Source organism: Chryseobacterium nakagawai (genome assembly GCF_900637665.1).
Taxonomy (GTDB): domain Bacteria; phylum Bacteroidota; class Bacteroidia; order Flavobacteriales; family Weeksellaceae; genus Chryseobacterium; species Chryseobacterium nakagawai.
In genome coordinates this window covers 4,887,977-4,912,734 of the sequence record NZ_LR134386.1, presented here as the reverse complement: position 1 = coordinate 4,912,734, position 24,758 = coordinate 4,887,977, and the positions used below count along the sequence as shown (strand labels likewise).

33 protein-coding genes are annotated in these 24,758 nt (G+C 35.3%); 25 read left to right on the top strand and 8 right to left on the bottom strand.

What is annotated here, in order from left to right; all coding sequences use genetic code 11:
- Positions 1 to 90 precede the first annotated feature (90 nt).
- Positions 91 to 1,419 (top strand): hydroxymethylglutaryl-CoA reductase, degradative, encoded by a 1,329-nt coding sequence (locus EL260_RS22100; protein WP_123857656.1) that lies wholly within the window; start codon positions 91 to 93, stop codon positions 1,417 to 1,419.
- Positions 1,420 to 1,585: 166 nt separating this feature from the next.
- Entirely contained in the window at positions 1,586 to 2,125 is a 540-nt protein-coding gene (locus EL260_RS22095; protein WP_185145927.1) for a hypothetical protein, read from the top strand.
- A gap of 94 nt (positions 2,126 to 2,219) precedes the next feature.
- Here EL260_RS22095 and EL260_RS22090 read toward each other — a convergent pair whose 3' ends face one another.
- On the bottom strand, positions 2,220 to 2,975 hold the full coding sequence (locus EL260_RS22090) for an XRE family transcriptional regulator (protein WP_123857655.1): 756 nt from the start codon (positions 2,973 to 2,975) through the stop codon (positions 2,220 to 2,222).
- A 120-nt stretch (positions 2,976 to 3,095) separates the two neighbouring features.
- Here EL260_RS22090 and EL260_RS22085 point away from each other — a divergent pair, with 120 nt between their 5' ends.
- The 17 genes from EL260_RS22085 to EL260_RS22005 all read left to right on the top strand — a co-directional run bounded on the left by EL260_RS22085 (position 3,096) and on the right by EL260_RS22005 (position 12,077).
- Positions 3,096 to 3,269, top strand: a complete 174-nt coding sequence (locus EL260_RS22085) for an XRE family transcriptional regulator (protein WP_123857654.1) — start codon at positions 3,096 to 3,098, stop codon at positions 3,267 to 3,269.
- 204 nt (positions 3,270 to 3,473) lie between these two features.
- The gene (locus EL260_RS22080; protein WP_123857653.1) at positions 3,474 to 5,603 is read left to right on the top strand and encodes a DDE-type integrase/transposase/recombinase; all 2,130 of its coding nucleotides are present in this window, start codon (positions 3,474 to 3,476) and stop codon (positions 5,601 to 5,603) included.
- A gap of 3 nt (positions 5,604 to 5,606) precedes the next feature.
- Positions 5,607 to 6,530: an AAA family ATPase gene (locus EL260_RS22075; protein ID WP_123857652.1), complete on the top strand. Its 924-nt coding sequence runs from the start codon at positions 5,607 to 5,609 to the stop codon at positions 6,528 to 6,530.
- Positions 6,531 to 6,532: 2 nt separating this feature from the next.
- Positions 6,533 to 6,904, top strand: a complete 372-nt coding sequence (locus EL260_RS22070) for a hypothetical protein (RefSeq protein WP_123857651.1) — start codon at positions 6,533 to 6,535, stop codon at positions 6,902 to 6,904.
- Positions 6,879 to 7,061, top strand: a complete 183-nt coding sequence (locus EL260_RS22065) for a hypothetical protein (protein ID WP_123857650.1) — start codon at positions 6,879 to 6,881, stop codon at positions 7,059 to 7,061. Before EL260_RS22070 ends, EL260_RS22065 begins: the two co-directional genes overlap by 26 nt.
- Positions 7,058 to 7,777: a DUF3164 family protein gene (locus tag EL260_RS22060; RefSeq protein ID WP_164466563.1), complete on the top strand. Its 720-nt coding sequence runs from the start codon at positions 7,058 to 7,060 to the stop codon at positions 7,775 to 7,777. The genes EL260_RS22065 and EL260_RS22060 overlap by 4 nt, the downstream gene beginning before the upstream one ends.
- Positions 7,778 to 7,842: 65 nt before the next feature.
- Positions 7,843 to 8,163 carry a hypothetical protein gene (locus tag EL260_RS22055; RefSeq protein ID WP_123857649.1) on the top strand — a complete coding sequence of 107 codons (321 nt, stop codon included), beginning with the start codon at positions 7,843 to 7,845 and terminating at the stop codon, positions 8,161 to 8,163.
- An 18-nt stretch (positions 8,164 to 8,181) separates the two neighbouring features.
- On the top strand, positions 8,182 to 8,562 hold the full coding sequence (locus EL260_RS22050; protein ID WP_123857648.1) for a hypothetical protein: 381 nt from the start codon (positions 8,182 to 8,184) through the stop codon (positions 8,560 to 8,562).
- A gap of 65 nt (positions 8,563 to 8,627) precedes the next feature.
- On the top strand, positions 8,628 to 9,080 hold the full coding sequence (locus tag EL260_RS22045; RefSeq protein WP_123857647.1) for a hypothetical protein: 453 nt from the start codon (positions 8,628 to 8,630) through the stop codon (positions 9,078 to 9,080).
- 64 nt (positions 9,081 to 9,144) lie between these two features.
- Positions 9,145 to 9,411: a DUF1145 domain-containing protein gene (locus tag EL260_RS22040; protein ID WP_123857646.1), complete on the top strand. Its 267-nt coding sequence runs from the start codon at positions 9,145 to 9,147 to the stop codon at positions 9,409 to 9,411.
- A gap of 32 nt (positions 9,412 to 9,443) precedes the next feature.
- Positions 9,444 to 9,911 (top strand): hypothetical protein, encoded by a 468-nt coding sequence (locus EL260_RS22035; RefSeq protein WP_123857645.1) that lies wholly within the window; start codon positions 9,444 to 9,446, stop codon positions 9,909 to 9,911.
- A gap of 67 nt (positions 9,912 to 9,978) precedes the next feature.
- The gene (locus tag EL260_RS22030) at positions 9,979 to 10,218 is read left to right on the top strand and encodes a hypothetical protein (RefSeq protein ID WP_123857644.1); all 240 of its coding nucleotides are present in this window, start codon (positions 9,979 to 9,981) and stop codon (positions 10,216 to 10,218) included.
- A gap of 5 nt (positions 10,219 to 10,223) precedes the next feature.
- Positions 10,224 to 10,697, top strand: a complete 474-nt coding sequence (locus EL260_RS22025) for a M15 family metallopeptidase (protein WP_123857643.1) — start codon at positions 10,224 to 10,226, stop codon at positions 10,695 to 10,697.
- Complete coding sequence (locus EL260_RS22020; protein ID WP_123857642.1) at positions 10,694 to 11,023, top strand: hypothetical protein; 330 nt, start codon at positions 10,694 to 10,696, stop codon at positions 11,021 to 11,023. The genes EL260_RS22025 and EL260_RS22020 overlap by 4 nt, the downstream gene beginning before the upstream one ends.
- 64 nt (positions 11,024 to 11,087) lie before the next feature.
- Positions 11,088 to 11,294, top strand: a complete 207-nt coding sequence (locus EL260_RS22015; RefSeq protein ID WP_123857641.1) for a hypothetical protein — start codon at positions 11,088 to 11,090, stop codon at positions 11,292 to 11,294.
- 26 nt (positions 11,295 to 11,320) lie between these two features.
- Positions 11,321 to 11,761: a hypothetical protein gene (locus EL260_RS22010; protein ID WP_123857640.1), complete on the top strand. Its 441-nt coding sequence runs from the start codon at positions 11,321 to 11,323 to the stop codon at positions 11,759 to 11,761.
- A complete protein-coding gene (locus EL260_RS22005) occupies positions 11,727 to 12,077 on the top strand; it encodes a hypothetical protein (protein WP_123857639.1) in 351 nt (116 codons plus the stop codon). The genes EL260_RS22010 and EL260_RS22005 overlap by 35 nt, the downstream gene beginning before the upstream one ends.
- On the opposite strand, the gene EL260_RS22000 is transcribed toward EL260_RS22005, so the two are convergent.
- The 7 genes from EL260_RS22000 to EL260_RS21970 are packed head-to-tail and all read right to left on the bottom strand — an operon-like array spanning position 12,074 to position 20,226.
- On the bottom strand, positions 12,074 to 12,586 hold the full coding sequence (locus EL260_RS22000) for a hypothetical protein (protein ID WP_123857638.1): 513 nt from the start codon (positions 12,584 to 12,586) through the stop codon (positions 12,074 to 12,076). The two genes, EL260_RS22005 and EL260_RS22000, sit on opposite strands and share 4 nt — an antisense overlap.
- Complete coding sequence (locus EL260_RS21995) at positions 12,586 to 13,140, bottom strand: phage virion morphogenesis protein (protein ID WP_123857637.1); 555 nt, start codon at positions 13,138 to 13,140, stop codon at positions 12,586 to 12,588. Before EL260_RS21995 ends, EL260_RS22000 begins: the two co-directional genes overlap by 1 nt.
- Before the next feature lies 1 nt (position 13,141).
- Positions 13,142 to 15,142 (bottom strand): phage tail tape measure protein, encoded by a 2,001-nt coding sequence (locus tag EL260_RS21990; RefSeq protein WP_123857636.1) that lies wholly within the window; start codon positions 15,140 to 15,142, stop codon positions 13,142 to 13,144.
- A 4-nt stretch (positions 15,143 to 15,146) separates the two neighbouring features.
- The gene (locus EL260_RS21985) at positions 15,147 to 17,669 is read right to left on the bottom strand and encodes a phage portal protein family protein (RefSeq protein WP_123857635.1); all 2,523 of its coding nucleotides are present in this window, start codon (positions 17,667 to 17,669) and stop codon (positions 15,147 to 15,149) included.
- Positions 17,670 to 17,725: 56 nt separating this feature from the next.
- Positions 17,726 to 18,184: a phage protein Gp36 family protein gene (locus EL260_RS21980; protein ID WP_123857634.1), complete on the bottom strand. Its 459-nt coding sequence runs from the start codon at positions 18,182 to 18,184 to the stop codon at positions 17,726 to 17,728.
- Between the two features lie 3 nt (positions 18,185 to 18,187).
- Positions 18,188 to 19,783 carry a hypothetical protein gene (locus EL260_RS21975; protein WP_123857633.1) on the bottom strand — a complete coding sequence of 532 codons (1,596 nt, stop codon included), beginning with the start codon at positions 19,781 to 19,783 and terminating at the stop codon, positions 18,188 to 18,190.
- Complete coding sequence (locus EL260_RS21970; protein ID WP_123857632.1) at positions 19,783 to 20,226, bottom strand: helix-turn-helix domain-containing protein; 444 nt, start codon at positions 20,224 to 20,226, stop codon at positions 19,783 to 19,785. The genes EL260_RS21975 and EL260_RS21970 overlap by 1 nt, the downstream gene beginning before the upstream one ends.
- A gap of 122 nt (positions 20,227 to 20,348) precedes the next feature.
- Here EL260_RS21970 and EL260_RS21965 point away from each other — a divergent pair, with 122 nt between their 5' ends.
- From EL260_RS21965 to EL260_RS21940, 6 genes are read left to right on the top strand one after another with little or no spacing between them, the layout of a single operon-like run.
- On the top strand, positions 20,349 to 21,521 hold the full coding sequence (locus EL260_RS21965; RefSeq protein WP_123857631.1) for a head maturation protease, ClpP-related: 1,173 nt from the start codon (positions 20,349 to 20,351) through the stop codon (positions 21,519 to 21,521).
- Between the two features lie 2 nt (positions 21,522 to 21,523).
- Entirely contained in the window at positions 21,524 to 22,450 is a 927-nt protein-coding gene (locus EL260_RS21960; protein ID WP_123857630.1) for a hypothetical protein, read from the top strand.
- An 11-nt stretch (positions 22,451 to 22,461) separates the two neighbouring features.
- On the top strand, positions 22,462 to 22,671 hold the full coding sequence (locus EL260_RS21955) for a hypothetical protein (RefSeq protein WP_123857629.1): 210 nt from the start codon (positions 22,462 to 22,464) through the stop codon (positions 22,669 to 22,671).
- Between the two features lie 8 nt (positions 22,672 to 22,679).
- Positions 22,680 to 23,921, top strand: coding sequence for a DUF2586 family protein (locus EL260_RS21950; RefSeq protein WP_123857628.1), 1,242 nt, complete (start codon positions 22,680 to 22,682; stop codon positions 23,919 to 23,921).
- A 2-nt stretch (positions 23,922 to 23,923) separates the two neighbouring features.
- Complete coding sequence (locus EL260_RS21945) at positions 23,924 to 24,340, top strand: hypothetical protein (protein WP_123857627.1); 417 nt, start codon at positions 23,924 to 23,926, stop codon at positions 24,338 to 24,340.
- Between the two features lie 38 nt (positions 24,341 to 24,378).
- A complete protein-coding gene (locus EL260_RS21940; protein ID WP_123857626.1) occupies positions 24,379 to 24,699 on the top strand; it encodes a hypothetical protein in 321 nt (106 codons plus the stop codon).
- Positions 24,700 to 24,758 lie beyond the last annotated feature (59 nt).

Genomic DNA, 24,758 nt, shown 5'->3' with positions numbered 1-24,758 from the left:
AATTGATAAATGTCAACCTTTTTTCATAGAAGTTATCAACAAAAAACAGTCTCAAAATCATTATATTTACGCCTCATTAAAGTTTATATCATGAATCATAAACCGATCGAAGGTTTTTCCAAGCTCCCAAAGCAGGGTAAAATCGACTGGCTTGTAAACGAATATCTTGAAGGTAATCAAGAATATCAAAATATATTAAAACAATATTGGAATGACGATGCAGACCTTCAGAAGCTTCACGAAGAATTTTCTGAAAATACGATTTCCAATTTCTATATGCCTTACGGAATTGCGCCTAACTTTTTAATTGATGGAAAATTATTGGCACTCCCAATGGCTGTTGAAGAAAGTTCAGTAGTAGCTGCCGCTTCCAAAGCCGCAAAATTCTGGATTGATAAAGGAGGGTTTAAAACTACCATCATCAATACAGAAAAGCTGGGACATACTCACTTTATCTTCGATGTGGAACCTCACAAATTATTACATTTCTTTAATTTCAGTTTAAAGAAAAAATTACTAGAATCTACAGAAGACATCACGGCTAACATGAGAAGACGTGGTGGGGGTATTTTGAATATCAGCCTTGTGGATAAAACCACAGAAATGCCTAATTACTACCAGTTAAAAGCAAGTTTTGATACGGTAGACTCAATGGGAGCTAATTTTATCAATTCATGCCTTGAACAGTTTGGAAAAACATTGAGACAGGAAGTTGCAACCAGTGAAGATTTTACTCAGGAAGAAAAGAATTCATTGCAAATTGTAATGAATATTCTGTCCAATTTTACCCCTGATTGTATCGTAAGAGCTGAGGTGTCTTGTAAAATGGAAGATTTAAGAGATGACAGCGGAATTTCTCCTGAAGAATTTGCTGCTAAATTTAAACAGGCTGTTACCATTGCTGAAATTGAACCTTACCGAGCAACGACTCACAATAAAGGAGTGATGAACGGAGTGGATGCCGTTGTAATTGCAACAGGAAACGACTTTAGAGCAACAGAAGCTTGTGCCCATGCATACGCTGCAAGAGATGGACAATACAGATCTTTGACACACTGTACCACCGATAATGGAGTTTTCAGATTTTGGATTGACCTTCCTATTTCCGTAGGAGTAGTAGGCGGTCTAACAAATCTTCACCCATTGGTAAAATTCTCTTTGGCTTTACTTGGAAAACCGTCCGCTCAGGAATTGATGAGTATTTTGGCTGTTTCAGGATTGGCTCAAAACTTTGGAGCATTGCGCTCTTTAGTAACTACAGGAATTCAGAAAGGTCATATGAAAATGCACTTACTGAACATACTGAACCAATTAGGTGCTACAGAAGAAGAAAAACAACATTTTGTTACCTACTTCAAAGATAAGACAGTTAGCCACCACGAGGTGATCAATGAGTTTAACCGAATGAGAGGAAACTAATGTTACAGATTATCCTGCCCATCCTATTTCTAGCCTTTGGATTCTTTTTGAAGAAAACAACATCACCAGGGTTTAAAAGCTCTAAGAAATTTGCCAATATGTTTATTATACTTGGGATTTCTACTTTGGTAGCCAAGTTTATTTTAATGTATTTAAATTCTAAATAGTGAAGAAAAGTGTCTTATTTTTTATGCTGATTTCCGGTTTAAGTTTTTCACAGAAAAATTTAAAGATATCGGATTTACAGCCTAAGACTCAAGACTCCACTTTTCCATTGATTTCTTATTCAGAGAATCCTTTAGTGGAAAGGAAAATAAATACATTTCTGCAGGTCAATGAATTGGAGTATGTTCCGAATTCAGGTCCTAATCCTTTTAAATTGGTTTCTTCCGGAACGACTTCTTATGCTAACTATGTTTATTTCTATAGTTGGGAAAAGTTAGAAACTCCTAAAAATATTCTGACTATCGGAATGGAAGGTGAAGCTTCAGGAGCTTATCCGGAAGGATTCTCAGACTGGAAAAATTTTGATTTGAGAACCGGAAACTTTATTAATGCTCAGGATTTATTTCAACCTAATTCAATTAAAACTGTAGAGCGTTTGATTGAACAAAAAGTTAAGAAAAGAATTAATAATTATCTCGCTGACTTAGACGGTAAAACCAAAAGTAAAAGCCTTAACAATAGAAAGAGCTTAATTTTATAGAATCAGATGTTCATTAAATGTTAATTTTGAAAAGCAAATCCTATTAACAATGTTAATTACAAGGGAGTTTATAGTATTAATATTTTAATTAAAACTAAAGTGGATGACCTCTAAAAGTAACTTTATGAATATATCGGATTGTAAACTTATCAATATTAAATTCTCTGTAGTTAGGAGATATACATACTAAAAGAGTGGAATCTGTAGGATGGTCCATTAGCCTCTTTATCATTCTTTGATCGTGAGTAATTATTAAGTATATACAATCTGGATCTAAATTTTCCCATCTATCTATGAAATTTATACCAATTATATCTCCTGCCTTTATATAAGGTTCAAATGAAGCTCCAGTAATAGGAAAAAACGCATCACAATTTACTCCAGGCATGTTTATGTATCCTGTTGGCCTTTCCTGCAAATCAATTAACTCATGTAATTTACCAGCACTTACTGGTAATTCGTAGTAAGGTGCTCCACTATCATTTGAAATATTAATTTCTTCAGCAAATTTTATTTTACTCATCACCTTATTATACTCTGATCCGGATTCTATATTAGGTTGTGTTTCCGGACTTGATGATAACCTATTTTCAACTTTTGGAATATTATCATTTTGGTTATCATTTTGGTTATCATTTTCAATGATAACCAAATTTTCATTTTTGGTTTCTCCAATTAAATACCCTACTGTCACCTCCAATACTGTTGCGATTTTCTGCAATTTACTAATTTGAATATCACTTTTACCATTCTCATAATCTACATAAGAGCGCTTAGGTATACCTGTTCGGGCAACCATTTCGTCTTGGGTAATGTTTTTTTTCTCTCTTATCTCTTTGATTTTCAGCATAGTTATAATTCCACATACGGTAAACCGTAAATTAATTGCAAATTTTTGCAATATAATTTGCGATATTTCGCAACAATGTTATATATTTGTACTTGTAAAACGGTACAAATCTAATAAAAAATGGAGACGTTAGCCCAAAAAATAAAAAATAAATCTGTTACAGTATATCAAACTATTGCAAAGAAGCATAATACAGATGCAGAATATGTTGGTAAAATAGCCAGAGGTGAACGTATACCTACAAGAGGTAAAGGTCTAAAGATACTTAAAGAACTAAAAGATTTAACTAGATAATAAATATTATGAAAAAGATACTACTATCAATTTACAGCTTTAAGCAAATACAAGTTGTTGATCCTATAACTCACTGTAAAGAAATGGCTCGATATCATCTGATATTTGGTGTTAACTTCTTAATTACCTACAAAACAATACAATAATAATCTCAAACGGTTTTATGGAGTGGTTCGATTCCGCTCTGAGAACAAATTTTTTTAAATGGAATTTAAATCTACAGACATATTAGTAAGACAATCAGGGAGCAATGAAAGCATTTGGCTTTCGGAGCGTCTGATTATTTCGGTTTGTGGATTAGAAGACACTTATTTAAAAGTTGCAAGAATTCGCTATAAAAAAACAGTGCGTGCTTGTGACCTTGCGAAAGCAAAAGACTTCATGCCTGACTCTGGAAAGTCTTGGCGTTGGGGAAAACAGTCTGGACAGTTCTATTATTGCATAAACAACATTCCGAACAAAGCTCCAAAAAATTATAGAAATCATTTTGGTGATTCAGAAGCTCTTAAAGATGCTTACAAAGTATCATGTAAATCTAAAGAAGATACAAATCTTGAAACAAGATTTAAAAAGCATTTAAGCCTTGTCTCAAGGCAATATGCAGAATTCTACAAGGAAGCCAATGAAATCCAAAGGATAGCGCTTTCTAAGGCATGTTCAGTTTTAGATTTTATTCTGGATGAAAAGGATGATTATCCAGGAACAGCTAATAAAATTTATAAAGACTTAAGTCCGATTATTTCAGACCTTGATTTACAATACATACCACACCATTATTTGAAGTTAAAAGAAAAAATAACACTTCTTGAAACAACAGATAAGGCGATAGTTGATATTATTCATTTGCCTAGAACCGGTAATAATAATGCTGAGATCTACAATGATCCTGAAGTGTTCAGTTGGGTTATGCAGCTGAGATCAATGCCTCAAAACTTCTCTAATGAGCATATTATTAGAAAAGTGTCTGATCTATGTGAAATGACTACTAAAAAAACACCTTCAAGGCGTTGGTTCGGGCAAACTATTTTAGAACTACCTAAAACTCAATTTTTGACAGGTTTAAAACGTTTTGGAGCATCAAGCAGCAAATCACATATTCATAAATCATATATTCCTTTCCAAACGGCATTATTTGCTGGTGACTGTTGGGAAATGGATGCAACTCGTGTCAATATGATATCTCACGAAGGAAAAGTGACATATATTGATAAGAATGGCGATGAAAAAACTAAAAAAGTTGAAAAATACATAATTGTTGTTGCAGTAAGGGATGTACATTCTGGTGATATTTTGGGCTATTCATTTGACTATGATGAAAACCATGTAGTTTATTTAGAAGCGATGAAAATGGCCGTCCAAAATGCAGGATATTTACCTCACGAATGGGTAACTGACCGTTTCCCTGGTCACAATACTCCACAGATGACTAATTTTTTTGAAAGAATTGAATCACTTGGAGTTACTATGACATTTTCTTCTCATGCTAATAAAAAAGCAGGTATTGAAAGATGGTTTAGAACCCTTCAATCTGTTTTCCTTATGGACTCAGCTTATTTCTATGGTGAAGGGATAAAATCACGAACTGTTTATGCTCACAGATCCGCAGAATATTTGAAGAGAATTAAGAAAGAGGCAAAAAAGACAGGATGGGATCTACAGGCAAATATTGATGAAGCCAGTGTACATATTGAAAAATATAGAAATACGTCTTTTTCAAAGTATTCAAGAAAGCATTCTACTGTACATTCAAGTCCTGCACAGCTACACGAATATAGCGAGAAACCGCATGTTAACTTTATTCCAGAATCAACAATTTCAATGTTGTTCGGACTTAGAAAAGAAATAACACTCAAAAGTAATGGTCAATTTATGACAGAGTTTGTCGGAGTAGAGTTTGATTATATGGTGAGCCCATCTTATTATGATATTATTTCAAACTATTTCAATAAAAAAGTTGTAATCACTTATGATCTTAATGACCTATCTGTTGTATTCCTTTGGGAAAAGAACGGGAATCTATTAATATCATTATGTGAGGCTGAATTCTTTGAAAAGGTTCAGAATAAAGGTAAGAATCCACAACTTGACAAAATCAGTCAGGCCAAAGCAAGGGCCAATGCTATTGCTGAAATGAAAGAAAATGAACTTGCTTCAATGATTGGTGAAGATGCATCAATGATGGGCATGTATACTGATAAAAAAGCGATTACTGCTTTTGAAGACAGCTTCAATGATGATAGCTATAGTGTGCCTCTTAAAAAAGCTTCAGGAGATGACTACTCTCCTGAAGATATTGAGGACATAATCCTAAGAAATACGTCTCAAAATTATTAAGATATGACAAACTTACAAAAATCTGCAATAGTTATTGCAATTAATACAGAAAAAGAACGGCTTGGTAGCTACGGACAAGTAGCTACAAAAGCCGATGTTTCAACTGCTACTATCTCCCAGATGGTTAACGGGAAATGGGAACTCATTAAACCTGAATTATGGCTAAAAGTTGGCAAAGCTTGTGGTTGGGATGATTCAGAATGGCAAATTGCTGAAACTATCAACTATAAAAAAGTTTCAAAAATTTGTAGTGATGCTAAAGCTTATAATCTTTTTATGATTATCAGTGATAAAGCTGGAATAGGAAAATCAGCACCCTTAAAATCATTCTCTCAAAGTAATGCAGATAGTGGTGTGTTCTATATCCGTTGTCGTGAATGGGCTAAACGTGAATTCTTAACAGAATTATGTTTAATGCTTGGTATAGATACTGGAAAATCTTATATGCACATTGATAAATTAGGAATGAAAGTCTGTGAATTCTTCAGAAAAAGAACAAGCGTTAAGCCTCTTTTAATAGTAGATGAAGCTGATAAATTGAAAGACTCAGCCCTAAGATGGTTTATCCATTTGTACAATGAAAATGAGGATGAAATGGGGCTTATTATTGCCGGAACTCCACACCTGGAACAAAGAATTTCACGAGGTGTAAAACTGAAAAAACTAGGATTTGATGAGATTGAGAGCCGTTTTGGCCGTGCTTATATCAATCTGATTGGTGCAACTTCCAATTGCGTGCAAAAAATATGTATAGCGAATGGCGTGAGTGATCCTGCAATACATAAGATGATATTCAATGAATTGAGTCCGGTTTTTAAAGAAATACAAATCAGCAAGGATGAAGTTCAGAATGTAAAAGTAGTTGAAGATTTAAGACGGCTAAAAAGGACGGTAATAAGAGAAAAAATAAAATTTCAAAACACTTAAAAATGATAATTAAAGAATTTATACAAAATGGAATTTGCTTCACAATAATACAAAGCAATTCCTTTCTAACCAAGGCTAAGATAATGCATAACCAAGAATATGAGATTCTTGCATTGGAAATTGATTGTAAGAAATTACAAAGAAGATTTACTACCAATAATGGATTTTACATCCCTGAAAATCAAAAAAATCCAGAAGGCATTGTTTCAAGAACTCTCAATCTTGATGAGATTATTGAATTTAATAAACTAAAAGATGAATTTTTCATTAAGGTTTTCGATAATGTAAACGGCCGAGTATGGGAATTAAGAGACAAGTCTTTCAAAGAACACTATAAAAACTACAAGGATGGCAATATTAGACAAGTTTCCTGATATATCAAAAGCATTAAAGGAATTAGAAAGGAGAAAAGAAATGGCTATATGGCAGCTAAGTATTGCAATAGATAAGGATATAGTACAGAAAAAGCAGTACAGGATAAAAGAATTAGATCATCAAATAAAAGAACTTCAAAATACTAAAGCAAAATGAACACATTAGACATTAATAAACTAACATTAGAGGATAGGCTTGCGCTTCTACAGAGTGTTTCGCCGGAAGAGTTAAAAGCAGCTGCTAAAGTTGCAGAAGCAAGCAAAGCAGAAGCAAGAATGGCTTATAAAGAAACAGTAAAGGATTCGATTCCTACTTTTATTAGCACACTACTAAATATCTCTACAATGCTTTCTAATGCGAAGCTAGAGGTTTTCCAAGGCTTAAGCATTCTTTTGGAAATGAAATCAGAGGTGTTTGACATTAAACAAGGGCAACAGGGACATTCTTTTAGTGATGATAAAGGGAACGGCATCACTTATGGATTCCGTGTTGTTGATGGTTGGGATGATACTGTAAATGCCGGAATAGATAAGATAAAGGAGGTTATTGATAGCATGGCCAAGGATGATAACAGTGCAAAACTTGTTAGTACCATTAATAAACTGCTAAAAAAGGATGCCAAAGGGAATTTAAAATCATCGAGGGTCCTTGAGTTGCGTCAATTGGCTGAAGAGTTTAATGACGACAAGTTTACAGATGCAGTTGATATTATACAAGCCGCATATAAGCCTGTACGGTCTGCGTTTTTCATTGAAGCATATACAACTAACCCCCAGGGAAAAAAGATCTTTATTCCCTTGTCAATTACAGCAGTTGACTTTCCAGAAGGAACAGATATCAAGGAAATTTTTCCCCTTGAAAATCCAAAGTAATCCCAAACGGTTTTAAGGGGCGGTTCGATTCCGCTCCTGGGAACAAAATAAAATCATTAGAAAATATGGCAAAATTCAAGAGAAAATTAAATATTGAAAATGCAGAGCTCTTTAAGCTTGAGTATTATGAAGGTGGCTCTGAATTAAAGTCTAAAGAATTTAAAACGTACAAAGCAATGGAACAATTCCATAACCGCCAAACCGATTTTATGTATTTAGACTGCAATAGATATGCTTATATAAATGACGAATGGAACCTATTTATAAAACTTCGGTCTCCTATTGTATTTCAGCAAGATTTAGATTTTATCAATAAAACTTTTAATGAAGTTGTTGAAGCTGAAAATCTTCAAAACATAAAAAATGAAGAATTAAATCATCAATAATATATAAATATATAGTCTATGAGAGAAAGTGGAAAAACAGAAGAAATAGAAACCTTAAAAAAGTATATGAAGGGTGAGCCAAGAGGTATTATTAAGCCTTTTATCAGTTCCGACAAAGGAAAATTTGTCCTCTCTGGTCTAATCCAGGGTAGTATGGAGATGAAAATAGGAAAACTAGTACAGGTACGCCGCAAGATGGGAGCATTCGGAACCGATGTAGTTTTGATTAGAGAAGCTGATGGAACTTTAAGCAGTCATCACAATCAATGTTTTTGGATTATTCCTGACCAGTATCATGGAAAACTAAATTCAATGTTTAAAGATGTCTATAATGATGATGCAGATCTACATGAATATAGCATTGACGGTAAAGAAAAAACAAAAGGATTTATAGTATAAGTCCAGCGATCCCAAACGGTTTTAAGGGGCGGTTCGATTCCGCTCTTGGGAACAAAATTAAAACAATGTTAAATGATCCTTTAACGCCTGAAGAAATTGAAGAAAGGTGGAATTGTTTAAAAAAAAAGAATCTTCGTGTTTTCTATGGGGTTTCGAAGATCAATAAGATCCTAAAGAAAAGAGCATTAACAGTGATGTTTGAAAATGATACTTGTGGATTGCCTGAAGATAACGAGAGAAAAGCATCAAGATGGATGTTTATAGTGTACACCAGGTATCAGACACTCGAAGAAAAAGAAGATGCTATATATAGACATAAAATGTTCACGACCTATCAGAGTTTTATTGATGAAAAACCTTGGAAAGGAAATTGGAATGCTGTTTTACATAATAATTATTTAGCAGATCAAAACCATGTTAATGAAAAGGAAAGGCTAATAATTAAAGAAAAATTAGGTAAGGCTTTCAGAAAATATTATGATTTAGAAGTGCCTTATCAAAGTTCTTTAGAATTTTAAAAAAATATCCCAAACGGTTTTATGGAGCGGTTCGATTCCGCTCCTGGGAACAAATTTTTAAACAATGATTGAAATATTAAAAATGTTTGCACTTGTAGTGCTTCAGAATGCCAGCTTTACGTTGGTTAGTAGAGCTAGGAATAGCAATAGTTTGACTTTTCATGCAATTTCAAGTGTCTTGAGTAATGGGATTTGGCTTCTTGTAATAAGAAACGTGGTTCAAAACTTTGATAATACAATTATGATGTTTGTTTATTTAGCAGGGTCAGTAATAGGCAGCCTATTAATGCATCATATTTCCATGAAATATTTTGAAAAAAAGAAGAATTAAAAGCTATTTAAACCCCATTTAAACACAAAAATATGATAACAAATGCAATTATGAGAGAGCAACTCATTAAAAAATTTAAACCTGAAGCACTTCAAAGCTCGATTTGGATGCATACAAATTACAGAACTGGAAATATTCATGAGCTTACTCCTGAAGAACTTGAAAGCCTTTATTATTCATTTTTTCCAAAGCAATCAACAGTATATGAAGAATTGAATAATCAGTATGCAGAACAGCACTTAAAAAGCCTTAGATCTGTGATTTTAAAAGATGCTCAGTATATTGGATTATATGATCCGGATGATTGGGGCCCATTTAACCGTTTTATGTTGGAATTAAGCCCTTCAAAGAAAGCTTTGAAAGATTATACAGCGTCAGAGTTTCCGCCACTGATTAAACAGTTTAAAAGCTTGAGAACTAAATATAATAATTCAGCTAAAAGACCAGGAACTAAAGAATGGTATCATAAAAATAAGCTTCCATTCCCTTCTGAAAATTAAAAAAGCCCATAGCCATAAAGACCACGAGCTTGCAAGTTGACAATTGCAAATATACTCATTATTCTGTATGGCTTATAATAAAACTAATTACTACAAGAAAATTGTAAAGATTCAGGAAATCACACTGGAGCATAAATCTAGTGGTCGATTTACTTATAAAGAGATTTTCCATAAATACATTGAGCCAAACTATCATATTTCTATAAGAACCTATGGTACTTACTTAGGAATACCCGCTAAACGGGAGCTGAAAAAATTACAGGAGAAAGAGGGCTGCAATGGAAATCAATTAACCTTTAATTTTTAAATATTATGGACAAAGTAACACAGGAAAGAATTTCTAAACTACACCCAAGTGTAAAAGACGAAGTAACAAAGATTATCAATGAATGCAATGCCAGTTTAACAGGTCGTGCTCAGGTAAGAATTTCACAAGGTTTACGAACCTTTGCAGAACAGGATGAACTTTATGCAATAGGTCGAGTAAAAGCAGGAAAAAAGGTAACTAATGCCAAAGCGGGTCAGAGTATCCATAACTATGGATTGGCCGTCGATATCGTTTTAATTATTGATGGAAAGACTGCCAGTTGGGATACGGCAAAAGATTGGGACAATGATGGCGTTGCAGATTGGTATGAATGCGTTAAAATCTTCGCAAAAAACGGCTGGGATTGGGGCGGAAATTGGAAAACATTTAAGGATCTTCCACATTTTGAGAAAAAAGGCTTTAACTGGAGAACTCTTTCCACAAAAAAGAGAGATAAAAACAACTATGTTATATTATGAATGTAACGATCAATATTGACAACAATCATTTGTCTGTAATTAATAGTGTAATGGCAGAACTTGATACTATTGAATTCACAGGGTTAAAAAGAAATCTTAAGACAATCGTTTCGATATGTATAGAACTTCGGGAAAAGCTTTTAAAAAAAGCCATATCTAACAGAACCAGCAAAAAAGCTTTTAAATTAAAGTTAAAATTCTACATGGCTGAAGCTTTACTTAATTACCTGGTTGAATTTGATATCTATTTTGATGCTTCACCTGGAAGTTACTCAGGAAATACACTGACAATAGTCAAAAATCAGTTATACCAACAATTACAATAACAACAATGTAAACGGCTACGGAAAACCGTAGCCATTTTTATTAACTAAAAAATACCTTTATACCATGCAAAAATTTACCATTAACGGCCAGAAGCATATTATTGTCAATGTTATTGACGCTTTAGAAAATAACATGATGGGAATGTCTGTTGCAAGAAGTTGGAACTATGAGTTAATCTCTGAAACCACAATTGAATTCACATTGAAAGAGGGTGAAACTGTAAAGCCCTCAGATTTGTTTTGGTTTGGCTACTTCACAGCAATTGACTAATTTTGAAATCAAAATACCATCATAATATGAAAAAATTATTATTCTTGTTACTACCCATTTTTGCATTTTCGCAAACTAATTTTCGCAAATTAGATTCATTAGAATTTAAAAAAACGGTTGAACAATTGATTACAGATACAGGTCGGAATTATCAGCTTGTTACTGATCGTTCAGACGATGATGTTAATAATTTAAAGTATGAAAATACTCAAGATAAATCAGATGTTCTATTAATAAAGTATGGCAGCTACATGGATGGTGAAAATAAAGATCTTGAGAAAAGAGGTGTTAAAAAATGGGCTATATCTGCTGTTTATGGAAAGTATTTAGCGGTTTTTCCGATATGGAAAAAATATGCAGATCCAAAAGCAGATATTGATATTTTAAGCAAAAAAGGATTTAAAATGTTAGCTAACTTTAATATTACAAGATATGATGACCAGGGTTTTTGGCGTTTATCTTTTTAGAAAAAACTCCATTTTTATTTTGGTTTTTTGTTGGTTTGGAGTGTCGGCACAGATCAATCCATCAAGAAGCAATGGGGAAGTTTTCAAGCATCGTCCGGACAATCCTTATGAAAATGTAGATTATTCCGGATTAGTTGTTGTAAAAAAAGCAATGTACGGATTGACTTTTGAAGATAAAGAGCTTTCATCTGAAGTAAAAAAGCGAGTTGAAAGATTCTTTAAACGTCGTTTAAACGGATATACAGAATTAAAAACGTACCAACTCCGGATTAATAAAAAACGCGGTAAATGGTACGTTGATAATGTCGAAATTTAATCAAATATCTTTGTGTACAAGCCACTTTTAACAGTGATATCCTTATACTCACCCTTGGAATCAGGGGTGATTTTTTTATTTTTATAGCTACAATTGTAAACAAGAATATACTGATCTGTTACAATGGGTTCTATATTTAGCTCTTCAGTAGCAGGCTCCAGTTTCCCGGTATCTGGACTTTCAAATTTTCGGAGTATTCTATCCGTCATTTCAATATAATCAAGGAATTTCAGAGCTTCTTCTGTATTTCTTCCTAAACTACTGGTATCTCTGTATTGTTCAAAACAAAGCCTAAAGGTCACTGTTACCAATGATGGATTTTGGCGGTGATCTATACTCCAGGTAACAAATATGGCCGGATATGGATATATATCAAAGCTTTCCGGACCTAGATCTTGTCCACCATATAAATCAATAAACTTTGGATAATCAAGTCCATTTGAACTATATTCATTCTTTATTTCATCCTTTTCAAAGGTTTCTACTAATTTACTATAAAATGCTTTCATTAGCTGTTTCTACTTATTTCATTGTCTAATTCGCGTGATAAAAATCTTTCGATTCTTCTGTTTAACAGTGCCGATTCACCAAGAAATTGACGTTTTGGCATTGTAAAATTCATTCTCCTGGTGTGTGCTCTTACATTTTGGGTTGATCCTCCTCCTTCATTTCTTTGATATCTTCCACGACTATCTCTTGTTCTTCTTGGTGAAGTTCGTCTGGTATGCGCCTTAATTCTAACTGTTTTATTAATGTTTCCACCTTCATTGTGAATTTGAGCGTAAGGAACATCTGTTCCAATAAAAACATAATAGCTGCCTTGTGCTATTTTTCGGATACTTCTTTTTAATCTGGCAGATCTAACAAGGATAGACCCGCGAGCCCTGCGCTTCCTTGGAGCCCAGGCTTCCCGATTTCGGTCCGCCCAATTTTTCTGTACAAATCTTTCTTTGGAAAAGTTGACGGCTATAACGCCAACTTGCCCAATACATCTATTAAGAAAAGCTGCTTTATTTACTCTTCTTAATTTTTCTAAAAATTCACCTTGAAATTCTACACTCATACTAAGAAGTTTCTACGTTACGTAATACTCTCATCATAGACTCATTAAACCAATTTTCTACATCTGCTTTTGTCATTCCTCTGAATTCATCATTTTTAACATTAATTCCACCATTGTTTAAAGAACCTATCGTTATTGTAATATTTCTGACTTGTCTAGCTTCTCCTGTAGCTTTATTTACCCCTTCTTTAAGCTTTTTCTTTTTAGCTTCAGTATCTTTTCCTGGTTCTGCAAATTCTCCTCCTTCTGTTCCATACAATGATTTAGGATCAAATTTGTTTTTAGGCTCAAGCAATTTTTCAGAATGTGCTTTCATTGCCTCAAGATATTCAGGTCTTTTCTTTTTCAATGCTTCTTCAGGTGTATCAACAAGATCCATGTCTTCACGAAATTTCCTAACGGTTCCTTGCATATCCTTAGCCGCTCTTCCCAAGCTTCCTGGCAAATGTGACATCATGCTGAGCATTTGCTCAATAGGCTGGACAATGACATCCAATAAAACTATTCCAATTCTTTCCAGCGCACCAATTATTCCGCCATCATTAAAAGCTTTTTTAATAGAATCCCAATGGTCATATATCCCTTTAAGAGCAGAAATAATACGGCCTATTGGACCCATAAATAAAAGTAATGTTGCGCCCCATTCATCATATTTTGCAATAGCCAGTACTATAATTGCTATTAACGCAGAAATCCCAAGAATTATCCATGTGACAGGATTGGCTAATAATGCAGAATTCCACGCCCAGGTTGCCACGGTAAGAATTCCAAGTGTGGTAATAAAAGCACCAAAAACAGGAATTAAAGTATCTACATTACGATACATCCATTGAAATAATGGTGCAGCTTTCTGAAGTCCCGCAGTAAGATAAGGTAGTGCCGCCTGTCCTAGTTTTATCATTGAAGCTTTAATATTATTCTGAATAACCTGATATTGCTCCATTGGTGTCAATGAATCAATGTAAGCCTGGTCAAGTGATCCTTGTGCAGATGAAGTTGCAAGAGTAGCCTTTTTTAGCCCCTCTACATCTTGAGCAAGAGTATTGAAACCTAAAGCAGTTGATTGGTCAAAGCCAAGCGCACTTAATTTCTTAATCCTATTAGCATCCGTTAGCCCGTCCATTTGTTTATTAATTTCCATAACAATGTCGATCAACGGTCTGATTTTTCCTGCTGAATCAAAAATATTAATTCCTAAAGAACGGAAGCCACTAATGTATTTTCCGGTTTTCTTGTCTGTTTTACCAAATGCAACATCAGCGTTAGATAAAGTTCTCATAATCCCTTCCAGAGCAGTTGTAGACTGTTCGGCACTTAGCTTAGTAGTTAACGAAGCATAGGCACCGGCAGTTGACTCCAGCTCATAACCAACACTACGTGCTAGTGGAATTACTTTTGGAAGATATCTTGCTATGTCTTTGAATTCTGCGTTACCTTCCTTTACTGTTTCAAAAAGGACATCATAAACCGTATTGATGTCTTTGCCTGAAGACATCATCGTGGCAACTCCAGCACCTGCAACCGTTTCAACATCAGTAAATCCTGCTTTTGCTGCTCTCATGGTTGGTTCCAATGCCGTCAATGATTGATTTACATCTAATCCAGCACTGATAATCCTTGAAAACGCCTTTGGGACTTCATCTAAATTGGATGAGTTCCGAGATCCGATATCAAGGAGTTGATCTGACAACCCCCGAAGCTCTTTTTTTGAGAGTCCGGCGGTTACGTTAATCTCAGCCATCTTTACTTCCCAATCATTGGCCATTTTTGTTGCCTGGCTTAAAAAACCAAAGGCTGCCATAAATGCAGCACCAAAAACCACCGATGGGTTTTTAAGTTTATCAAGGGCTCCATCAAGTCCGGGAACCATATCAATCAAGGATTGATATTTAGCCTTCATTCGATCCACGCCCTGACTCCATCTGCTTTGTAACCTCTGCAATCCGTTATTAAATAACTTAGCCGATAGGTCTACAAGCATCATTAATTTTGTAGTAGCCATATAATTATTTTATTTTGATGCCTGTTCTTTGCTTAGCATCATCATTGTTCAAATTGTACCAGTCTAGGACTTCAAGTCCCTCCATCTTATCATTAATATTGACCTTGACAATAACAGCGCGATCATTGTAATGTTTAACATAGTTAGATGCAAAAGTGTTTTTTTCATACTCGTTTAACCATACTTCATCCGGAGTAGTTAGAATATCTCTTATATGGGGAAATAGTTTGTGTTTGTCTTCTTTGAGGGCTTTGCCTGAAGTATTACTGTTGAATGTTTTTTCAGGTAAAACCATTTTTCTACCCAGGTAATCAGTGTAGCCCATGTAGTCGGATTTCTTCTCCTTTTTGAACAATTCTCCAACATTGTTTGCATTGATAGTTTTATCTAATTGGATAGGCTTCAAGTTCGCTTTTAAATCGTTCCACTTTTTTAAACCATATTCATTGTATGTCATTTTATTTAAATCAGCAGAAAGGCCCTTATTAACACTGTAGAATTGTTTTTGTGTAAACACTTTCTTAAGATCACCTCTGTTTATCTCAAACTGAGATCCTTTGTAATTTCCATCTCTGGAATAGATAAGCTCTGTTGCAGATCTCCCTGATATCGCTTTTCCTGATCCAATGTATTGGAGCATTTCACACCTGCATCCAAATCCATTGGGCGGCCAAAGTTTCATTGCCTCCGGATCATTTAGTGAAAATATTTTCCCGTTTAAAACCTGGTGAGCTTCCCGGACATTTTCATCACCTACTGTTTGGTATTGTACAAGGTCTGTTACTGTGTCTTTTTCAGCCATAAAACGGACATAGGCTGCCGAATTTTGACCAACTGCGACTGAAAGGTTATATTCTGTCTGAAGATACCTGGTATTAAGATCGTCTGTTTTTTCAAGACACAATTTTTCAAATTCATTATAATCACGAATTCCTGAATCTCCATCTGTCATTAATTCCATCATTGAAGCGTAACGTGCTTCTGTTTTACTTGCGGAAAATTCAAACACATTGTATTCCATCATTTGTAATACAAGTAAATCCGGCCCTGTGTAGGGATTAAATGTTTTGAAATTATTCCTAAGCCCTTTCACCATTAGTAATGCTTCAGATGCAATCAGTTCTCCTTTTGCCCCTTCAATATTCTTTTTGTCAAAAACTGCTTTTACAAGCTTCTTTACAAGCTTTTTAATATTATCCCCTGAAATACTGTCAATAGGTGAGTTATGTTTACCACATGTACAAGTAAAATCATAACGATCTTGTTTAAGGGTTGCAACTGGCTTTGTAGGAAAATAACCAGCTGCAATATTAGCTGAAGGTTCCAGCGTCAGAGTTTTTTTTTTGCCTTCAATTGGTATGTTGAAGGTTTGGGACATCCATTCCGGTTGGACTTCATAGCCGTTATTTAATAATCCTGATGTAATAGTCCATAACTCTGTTAAGGACGTTTCCTGCTCGGCTGTTTTCCACTCGAAAATATCGTCTTCAGTGATATTGTATCCCTGTAGTCTTAATAATGGGAACAATTGGTCATTAACTAGGAATTGGATTTTTCTTTTATCAGCCTGAGCAATTCTATTGTCTAGTGATCTTTCATGTACTTCCGTTTGTGATCTGTTGGTTCCTTGGTCACTTAACATTGTAGATCCAACTAAAACTTTTGATATTTCATTTGTATTAGCCAGCATGAATTGATGATAAACCTGATAGGCATCTTGCCTGTTGGCTTCTTGAAACTTAATATCTGTACCTACGGGAAAAGTTCCTACAGAAGCTTGTCCAAGATTTAAAAGCATTTCATGAACTGCATCAACAACTTTTGAATCAGCAGTATTAGTTGTTGCTGTGATTAGAGGCATTCCAAATTTCTCACAGAATTCAGACCATGCCTGCATAACATTTCTTTTCCAGATTAGATTTGGAATAATATTATTAATAATACCAAGGTTAAAGTTTTCTCCAATCTGAAGTAACCAGGGATCAAAGGCTGGATTATTATAATCAATAAACTGAGGCTTCGTAATATCTGGAAAAATCTTCTTTCTTGTGGGGACTATATTACGACGTGGTAAAAAGTTCATTACAATTTTTTCGTCCTGAAAGGAGATAAATTCAGCTAAATTAGTACCTCTTATAGTTTCATCAATACAGCCGTCTAAAAACCTGTAAAACCATTGTTGTTGTAAGATAAATGTAATGTCTTCATTTACCTTTTTTGTTTTCCTGTTGATTACTTGGTAATCTGTATTAAGAGTTGATGACTTTCTCATCTCTACCTGAGACTGTAGGTGGCCATCTGTCATAAGGTCGTCAACAAGATCATGATATAGAGTAAACTTTGGGTCTTCAGGATTATTTGCTGCGGTCATTGCTTGTCTCCATTTTTGGATATCCTTTCGACTGCTATCTTTGAATGATTCTACAACCTGTGTTATTTTGGGGTTTCTCCTTCCTGTTGTTTTTTTTTCAGGAACGGCAGAAACGGGGCTTTTTTGGCGTGAAAAATCAAAACCGAATATTCTCATTAGAATTGTTTTTAAGTGTGTTTATTTTGAGTTTAAACATTGTTTAAACATTTATTTTACCATCTGTTGTTTTCGGGAGTATATTTTGAGCTTATTTTTATCCCAATCATATTATTACCACTGCCATCAGTTATGGGTGGAAGATCTGCTGTGTTTTCTCCTTTAGCTGCTAACTTTAGCCAGTCAATAGCATCCTGATATCTTTGTGCTCTTATTTCTGGCATCTTTCGAGGGAAAGGTGTGTAGAGATGGTATAGCGCACAGTCAAGTGTTATCATTACTATATGACTGTTTCTTTCTTCTCCTGTTTTAGTAAAGATTTTATGAACGTCATATTTTCCGGATAGATAATTTTTCACCTGGTGAATTGCCATTTGTTCAGCAGTTACAAGCTTCGTATTTCGTTGATTGATTCCGCTTTCGCTGATTTCTTCTGCCTTAAAATAATCCTCAAGAAGAATGTCCTTTATTTCTTTGCGTACTAAAACGCTGTAATCGTCATCTGTTATAAACATAATTTAATATCTATTAGGGTTACGGTCTTGGAGTTCTTTTCGGCTTGTTGTCCTGGGGGGTATTTTATTTTGAGCAGCAGCAACATTTAATTTACTAAGGGCTGACTGAAAAGCATCAGGACCATCATCGTGGGCTCCACTGCCTCTTGAAAAGGCTAATAATTGATTTACCAATTCATAATTGTCTGTAGATCCTTTATTTTTTTCATTGAACCAAATGTTACCACGTTGAAAATATCCTTGCATGGATTCAATACGGTCAAATTTTCCTGCCTTGCTTTTTTCATCTGCAACCACTGGGATATACCAGCCAAGCTCATCACCAACGGCATCAAAATCGCTCACAAATTCATCCTGGGCAAAAAGACCTTCAATGTAGTATGAGATATTGTAGCTTAACAGATTATTATCCTTCACATATTCATAAAGCCAAAGAGCGGTGTTATATCTTGAGGTCTGCCGAACAAAAGAGTTTAGAATGTGAAATTCCCTTCCAATTTTTCCAGCAAAAATCATTGCCTTAAAATCTCCTTCATCTTTATAGGAAAGGTCACCATAAAACACTAAAGCATCATAAGCCCGGAACTGTAAACGCTGTTTGTATTGAATCCATTCATTTTTAAAGATTTTACCCTCTACAATATGCACATGCATATACTCACGCATGAATGATCTGTATGGGGTAGATAAATATTTTAGCTTCCAGTATTCAGCAGAAGTCTTTTCTGGCCAGTTTGGTTCAAATGTGGTAAGGTCCTTAACTGCAGGAACCGTTAGAGTGAAGAAAGTGGATTTAAGCCCGGCTTCCTTCAGTTTCTTGGTAATGACCTTAAATTCTTCCTTAAGTTGGTTAATCAATGTGTTTTTATGGAAGTTGTTGTTTGCCACAACAAATCTACGATACGGTGAACCCTCATCAAATGTACCTTTGGCATCTTCCCAGGCGAAGTCAAATAGCTTAGTAGAAAGATCATCATTGTTAACACGCTGTCTTGTATCAACATCATCAAATACAATATAATCCGGACGTGATGAACCCTCACGAAGTCCTCTTGGTGATTGCCCTGGTGTTGAAGTCATGAACTTGGCCCCGTCAGTGGTGGTAAAGTCCCCATCTGACCAGTCCCCATATTTGAACTTCTTACCATAATAGTGAACGAATTTTTGATTATAACAGAATTCTCCCTGGATATCAGAAATAAGCTTTTTAGCTTTCTTATCTGTTTGTCCAAAAAGAAGCATAAATTTAAGCTGTCCGGTTACGTACAGATATAATGGAATACCCAAGTCGATATGAACGGACTTGGCTCCGGAACGGTAAATTTCAGCCAATACATCACAAACAGGATTCTTAATGATTAAATCTGCCAGTTTCTTATGATACCAGGCACATTTAACTTTTGCATAATGCGGGAAAAATTCTTCAAACCATGTGATATAATCCTTTTCCCATTCTAATCTTTGTTTTCTCCTTTCTGTAGGTGTTTCGTTTGGATTAAGTCCTGAGCCAGTAGATTGTTTAATACCTTTGCAATGCTCATCATAATCCTGGAGCATTTTTTCAAAGGCTTTTGTTAATTTAAAATCTGTTGTACTCATTATTGTTCCTGTTGTGCTTTGTATAGGAGAAATATTTTATGCCACTCAAGAAATGATATAGCGGCTTCCGGATCTTGAATGGCCATCCAAGAGTCAAATTCTTTAAAAACAGCCATTACAATCTGAGCAGAAACTTTGTCAGATAGTAATTCAATTGCCTTGGTTACGGCTGAAATTGCTTTCACATCAATTCGTGATTCTTTTCCCTCAGCAAGATCACTGAGTTCAGTCATTAAGACATTCTTAATGTTATTTGGAGCTGATAAATGTCTTTGTCTTTTTTCGTCCCAGGAGATATCACCCTGTATTCCTTTACGCCAACGCCCTATAGTCTGTTCCGTTACATCTGTTGCAGCTGCAATAGCCTTGGCGGTCATTCCTTCTTCAACAAACAATTTTTCAGCATACGCGCGCATTGGCTCATTGTTAACTCTTTTTGCCATTGTACACTTTTGGCCAAACTTCCAAAAATTAGAGACCCTTTTTTAAAAAAGTGGCAACCCTTGCGGAGTATTTATTAAGCCGTGTTTTAGTGTTTTAAGTTTGCTGAAAATCAATCGAACACATGATATTCGGAATTAAAGACAATACGCTCACGATGTACGGAACCATATGGGAATATGATGGTCAGGACTTCGTATATTATTTAAATATGCTTGAAAGCAAGTATTCTGAAATTACAATCAGAATGCATACTTATGGCGGGAGTGTTTTCGCTGGAAATCTCATGTGTAATGCCATTGAAAGATCTAATGCAGACATTACTATTATTATAGATGGATTAGCCGCCTCGATGGGTGCTGTTATCATACTATCCTCCAAAAAAGTGAAAATAGTTAATAATGGATACGTGATGATTCACGCACCCTCAAGTGGCTCCTATGGAAATGCAAAGGATCATGAGTCAAGCGCTAAGCTTTTGCGATTAATGGAAGATAACTTTGAACATAAATTAATCTTAAGAACTGGAAAATCTAAAGAAGAAGTCAGAACATGGCTTGAAGCTGACACCTGGTTAAGTGCTCAGGAAGCTCTTGATCTTGGTTTGGTTTCAGAAGTTATTCCCGCTTCAGTTGATACTGTTTATCCTTCTTTCGTTCCTGAAGATGTTGGAGAAACGGAAGTATACAATATGTATGCTGCCTTACTTACATCTGTTCCTTCGCCCGCAGTAAGTGCATTTATGGGTTTTCCACAACTGCAACCACAATCACAACAACCACAAGAAAATTTTAACGATAACAATATGAAACAGTTATTAATTGCTGCATTCGCTCTGAAGGGCGTAAATGCTCAAAGTTCTGATACAGCAGTATTGGAATCATTACAAAATGAATTCACGGCGGTGAATAATGCTAAAACAACCGCTGAAACCGCCAAAACAACCGCTGAAACTAAACTCAAAGAGTATGAAAGTGGAAGAATTAAAGCCATTATTGATGGTGCTGCTGCTGGTCTTGGTAAAACTTTCACAGATGATGAAAGGAAAACTTATGAATCCATTGGTGCAACTTCCGGAGTTGAAGCTCTCGAAATGGTTTTCGGAAATGTAGTAAAGCCAGTGGCTCCCAATATTTCGGCACATATTCAAAATGCTGATAAGAATCAAGTAGCATCAGGGCGTGATAATTGGGATTTCGCTCAATGGCAAAAAGAAGATCCTAAGGGCTTAGAGAAATTAGCCACGCAGGATCCGGAAAAATTCCAAACATTGTTTAACGCTAAATATCAATCATAAAAATGGCAGAATTTGAATCAGGCCTGTGGACAAGAACCTATGTAGATCCACAGCTTTTAGAAGACTTTAGAAACTACAACGACAATTTTATTGCAGTCTTGAAAAGACCAAATATAGCTGCAATTGATACTGATGGTATCAAAATGCAAAAACTTACAAATAATGTAGGGTTCGTAGTCAATGCAACTGAAGATTTTGAAGCTTTAGAAATGACTGGGGAAAGAAATTTTATTCCTTGGGATAAATTGGATACAACTCCAACAAAATATACGGATAAGGAACTTAGAGCAATGGCATTTGATAGAAAGTCTTCAATCAGAGTGGAGCATACAAATTCCTTTAAGTATGGAGTACGTGACTATGCTTTGAATAAAATGGCACCAAAACAGAATAAAGCTGGAAAAATGCCTGTAATCAGAACTACAGGAGAAGCTTTTGAAGGTAGAAAAAGGATGACATATAATGATCTTAACAGGTTTTTATTCACAGAGATTAGAAAGCTTGGATTGAAGGAAAAAGATCAATTTTATTTTGTCCTTAATGATGATCATAAAGCTGATTTAGTGTATGACAGAGCAAATACAAATAATTACAGAGATCTGGAAATTGACAAAAATACAGGGGAATTGAAAAGATTCTTTAACCTGAATATTTTTGAAAATACAGCAGCACCATCTTATAATGCAGCAGGTGTATTAAAATCATTGGGGGCGCAATACGCAGCCGGAGATCAGCTGGCTTCAACATTCTTCTATGCTCCAAGTACACTGTACCATATTGAAGATGTTATTACACTTTCAAAGCCAATGGAACAAGACACAAGATCCAAAGATCCAACATCTGAATTGAGACTTCACTGTTATGGACTTTGTGATAAACGCCAGGAGCATGGTTTTGGGGCTATTGTTTCTGATAATGTTGCACCTTAAAAATTATAGTCATGAATAAAGTACAGAAAGAATATTCTGAAAAGTTCTTTAAAGAGAATCCCTCTGTTAAGGAACTTTATTTAAACCCTGACGGTGAATGGTTCACCAATCTTAATTGGGCCAACTATAGCCTTCCAAAAGTAAAAGAAGGGGAAAAAGAGGGAAAAATTGAAACCATCAAAAGAGGTCAAAAAATCGCTTCAGATGATGAACCTAAATAAATTTCATTATGTCAAATATCAACGGTGTAAATTTTAAAAAGGGTAAAGTTGGTACTAACAGGCTTGGTAGTGATGATTCCATCAGTGGAATGGTCCTAACCGGGCCAAAGCCAACGAACCTAACATTTAGCACTCCAAAGGCTGTTTACAACATTGAAGATGTTGAAAGCCTTGGAATTACAAAAGAGTATGACAGTACTAACAATGTTCATGTTTATGAGCATCTATCTGAGTTCTTCCGTTTTGCACCTATAGGAACAGAATGTTACTTAATCCTGGAAGAACAGACAAAAAAACTTGTGGATCTATGTGATGAGTCTGCCAAAAAATTACTGCTTTTTGCAGAAGGAAAAATAAAGCAGATTGCAATCGGTCTTAATCTCCCTGAAGCTGCAACGGTAACAATGCTTAACGGTTTGCCGGATGATGTATATAATTCAATTGCAAAAGCGAAGGTATTGGAAGAATGGTCCGAATTAAATTTCATGCCTGTTTCAGTATTTCTTGAAGGATACGCTTATGGAGGTTCTGCTGCCAGTTCTGCGGATTTACGAGATATCGAAAATCTATCGGCTGAGGGTGTTACATTAGTAATTGGACAGGATTATGATGTTGCTTCAAAGAAGACCGGACATGCTCAGAAATATGCTAACATTGGAACTGTTTTAGGTGTTTGTGCTTCATGTTCTGTTAATCAGAATATTGGGGAAAATGAAACGAAAAACCTTACAAACGGACCTAAAAAACTGCTTGTTAATCCAGGGCTATCAAATCATAAGCTGACAAAGGAACAGTATTCTGATCTTCAAACACTTGAAAACAAAGGTTATGTGTTTGGGCTTACTTATACCGGACTAGCTGGTGTAAGATTTAATAATGACCACGTTTGTGCACCAATTATTTTGGATGATGAAAACAACATAAACGAGCATACAGTGGCGTATGGAAGGACAGCTAAAAAGGTTAGAAGACTTTTAAGAACTATATACCTGCCAAAAGTTAAAACAGATCCGGCAGTGAATCCTGAGACAGGGAAATTACTTCCAGGTGTAGTTGTAGCTCTTGAAGCTTTAGGCGATAGCGTCTTTGCTGATATGCAAAGGGCTGGGGAAATTTCCGGCGGAAAAACATACGTAGATCCTAACAGTGATGTTATTGTGGCTAAGGTTCTTACTATTGGCTTCAAGGTGGTTCCAAAAGGAAATGTAGGTGAAATTAACGGAACGGTTAACCTTAAAACACAATTATAATCATGAGTGATATCATCAGAAATGGCAAAGCCTATGACAGTGTTGATGTCAAGGTACAAATCAACGCAGTTCCGATCAATGTTAAATCCATTACCTATGGAAATGAGCAGGAGCATCAATTAAATCATACTTTAGGAGTTAACGCCACATCCTGGTCTTGGGGTAAAAAAACACCATCTGCATCAATGACTGTTATGATGGCGGATTTGGTTCCATTGGAACGCGCTGCGGGTGGTGATCTGTTAAAGATCAAACCTTTTATTATCACGGTTGAATACGTTAATGAATTTAATGTAATCGTTGTAGATAGAATCCTGGCTAAATTCCAAAGTAACGGACGTGATGTCACTGGGGACATGGGCCTAGAAAAGCAGTTTGATCTATTTGCCTTAAAAGTAGATCTTGATGTTTTCCCATAAATTCAAACTATTAATTAATATTTAAACAATCTTTAAAAATGTTACAAAACGTATCTCAAGAAACAAAAGACGCTCTAAAAAAAGAGCATGGTGATAAACTAAAATCCTTAATTCTTCCGATGAATGACGAATCTACAGAAGAAATTGAAGTGTTGGCCTTAGTCCCTTCCAGGTCTGTAGTAGGTCAATCCATGAAGTTTATGTCAACTGATCCGAAAAAAGGACAGGAGATCCTGGTTAAAAACTGTATTCTGACAAGTAAAGAGGAAGTTCTTGGTGATGATGGACTGTTTTATGCAGCAGCCGGACTTTTAACAGAGCTTATTCCTATTAGGACGGGAAAGTTTGGGACTGTTTAGAAGCTTGTTCCGGACTAAACTATAAGGAGGACGGGGATTTGTTTTTAAAGGCTGATGCT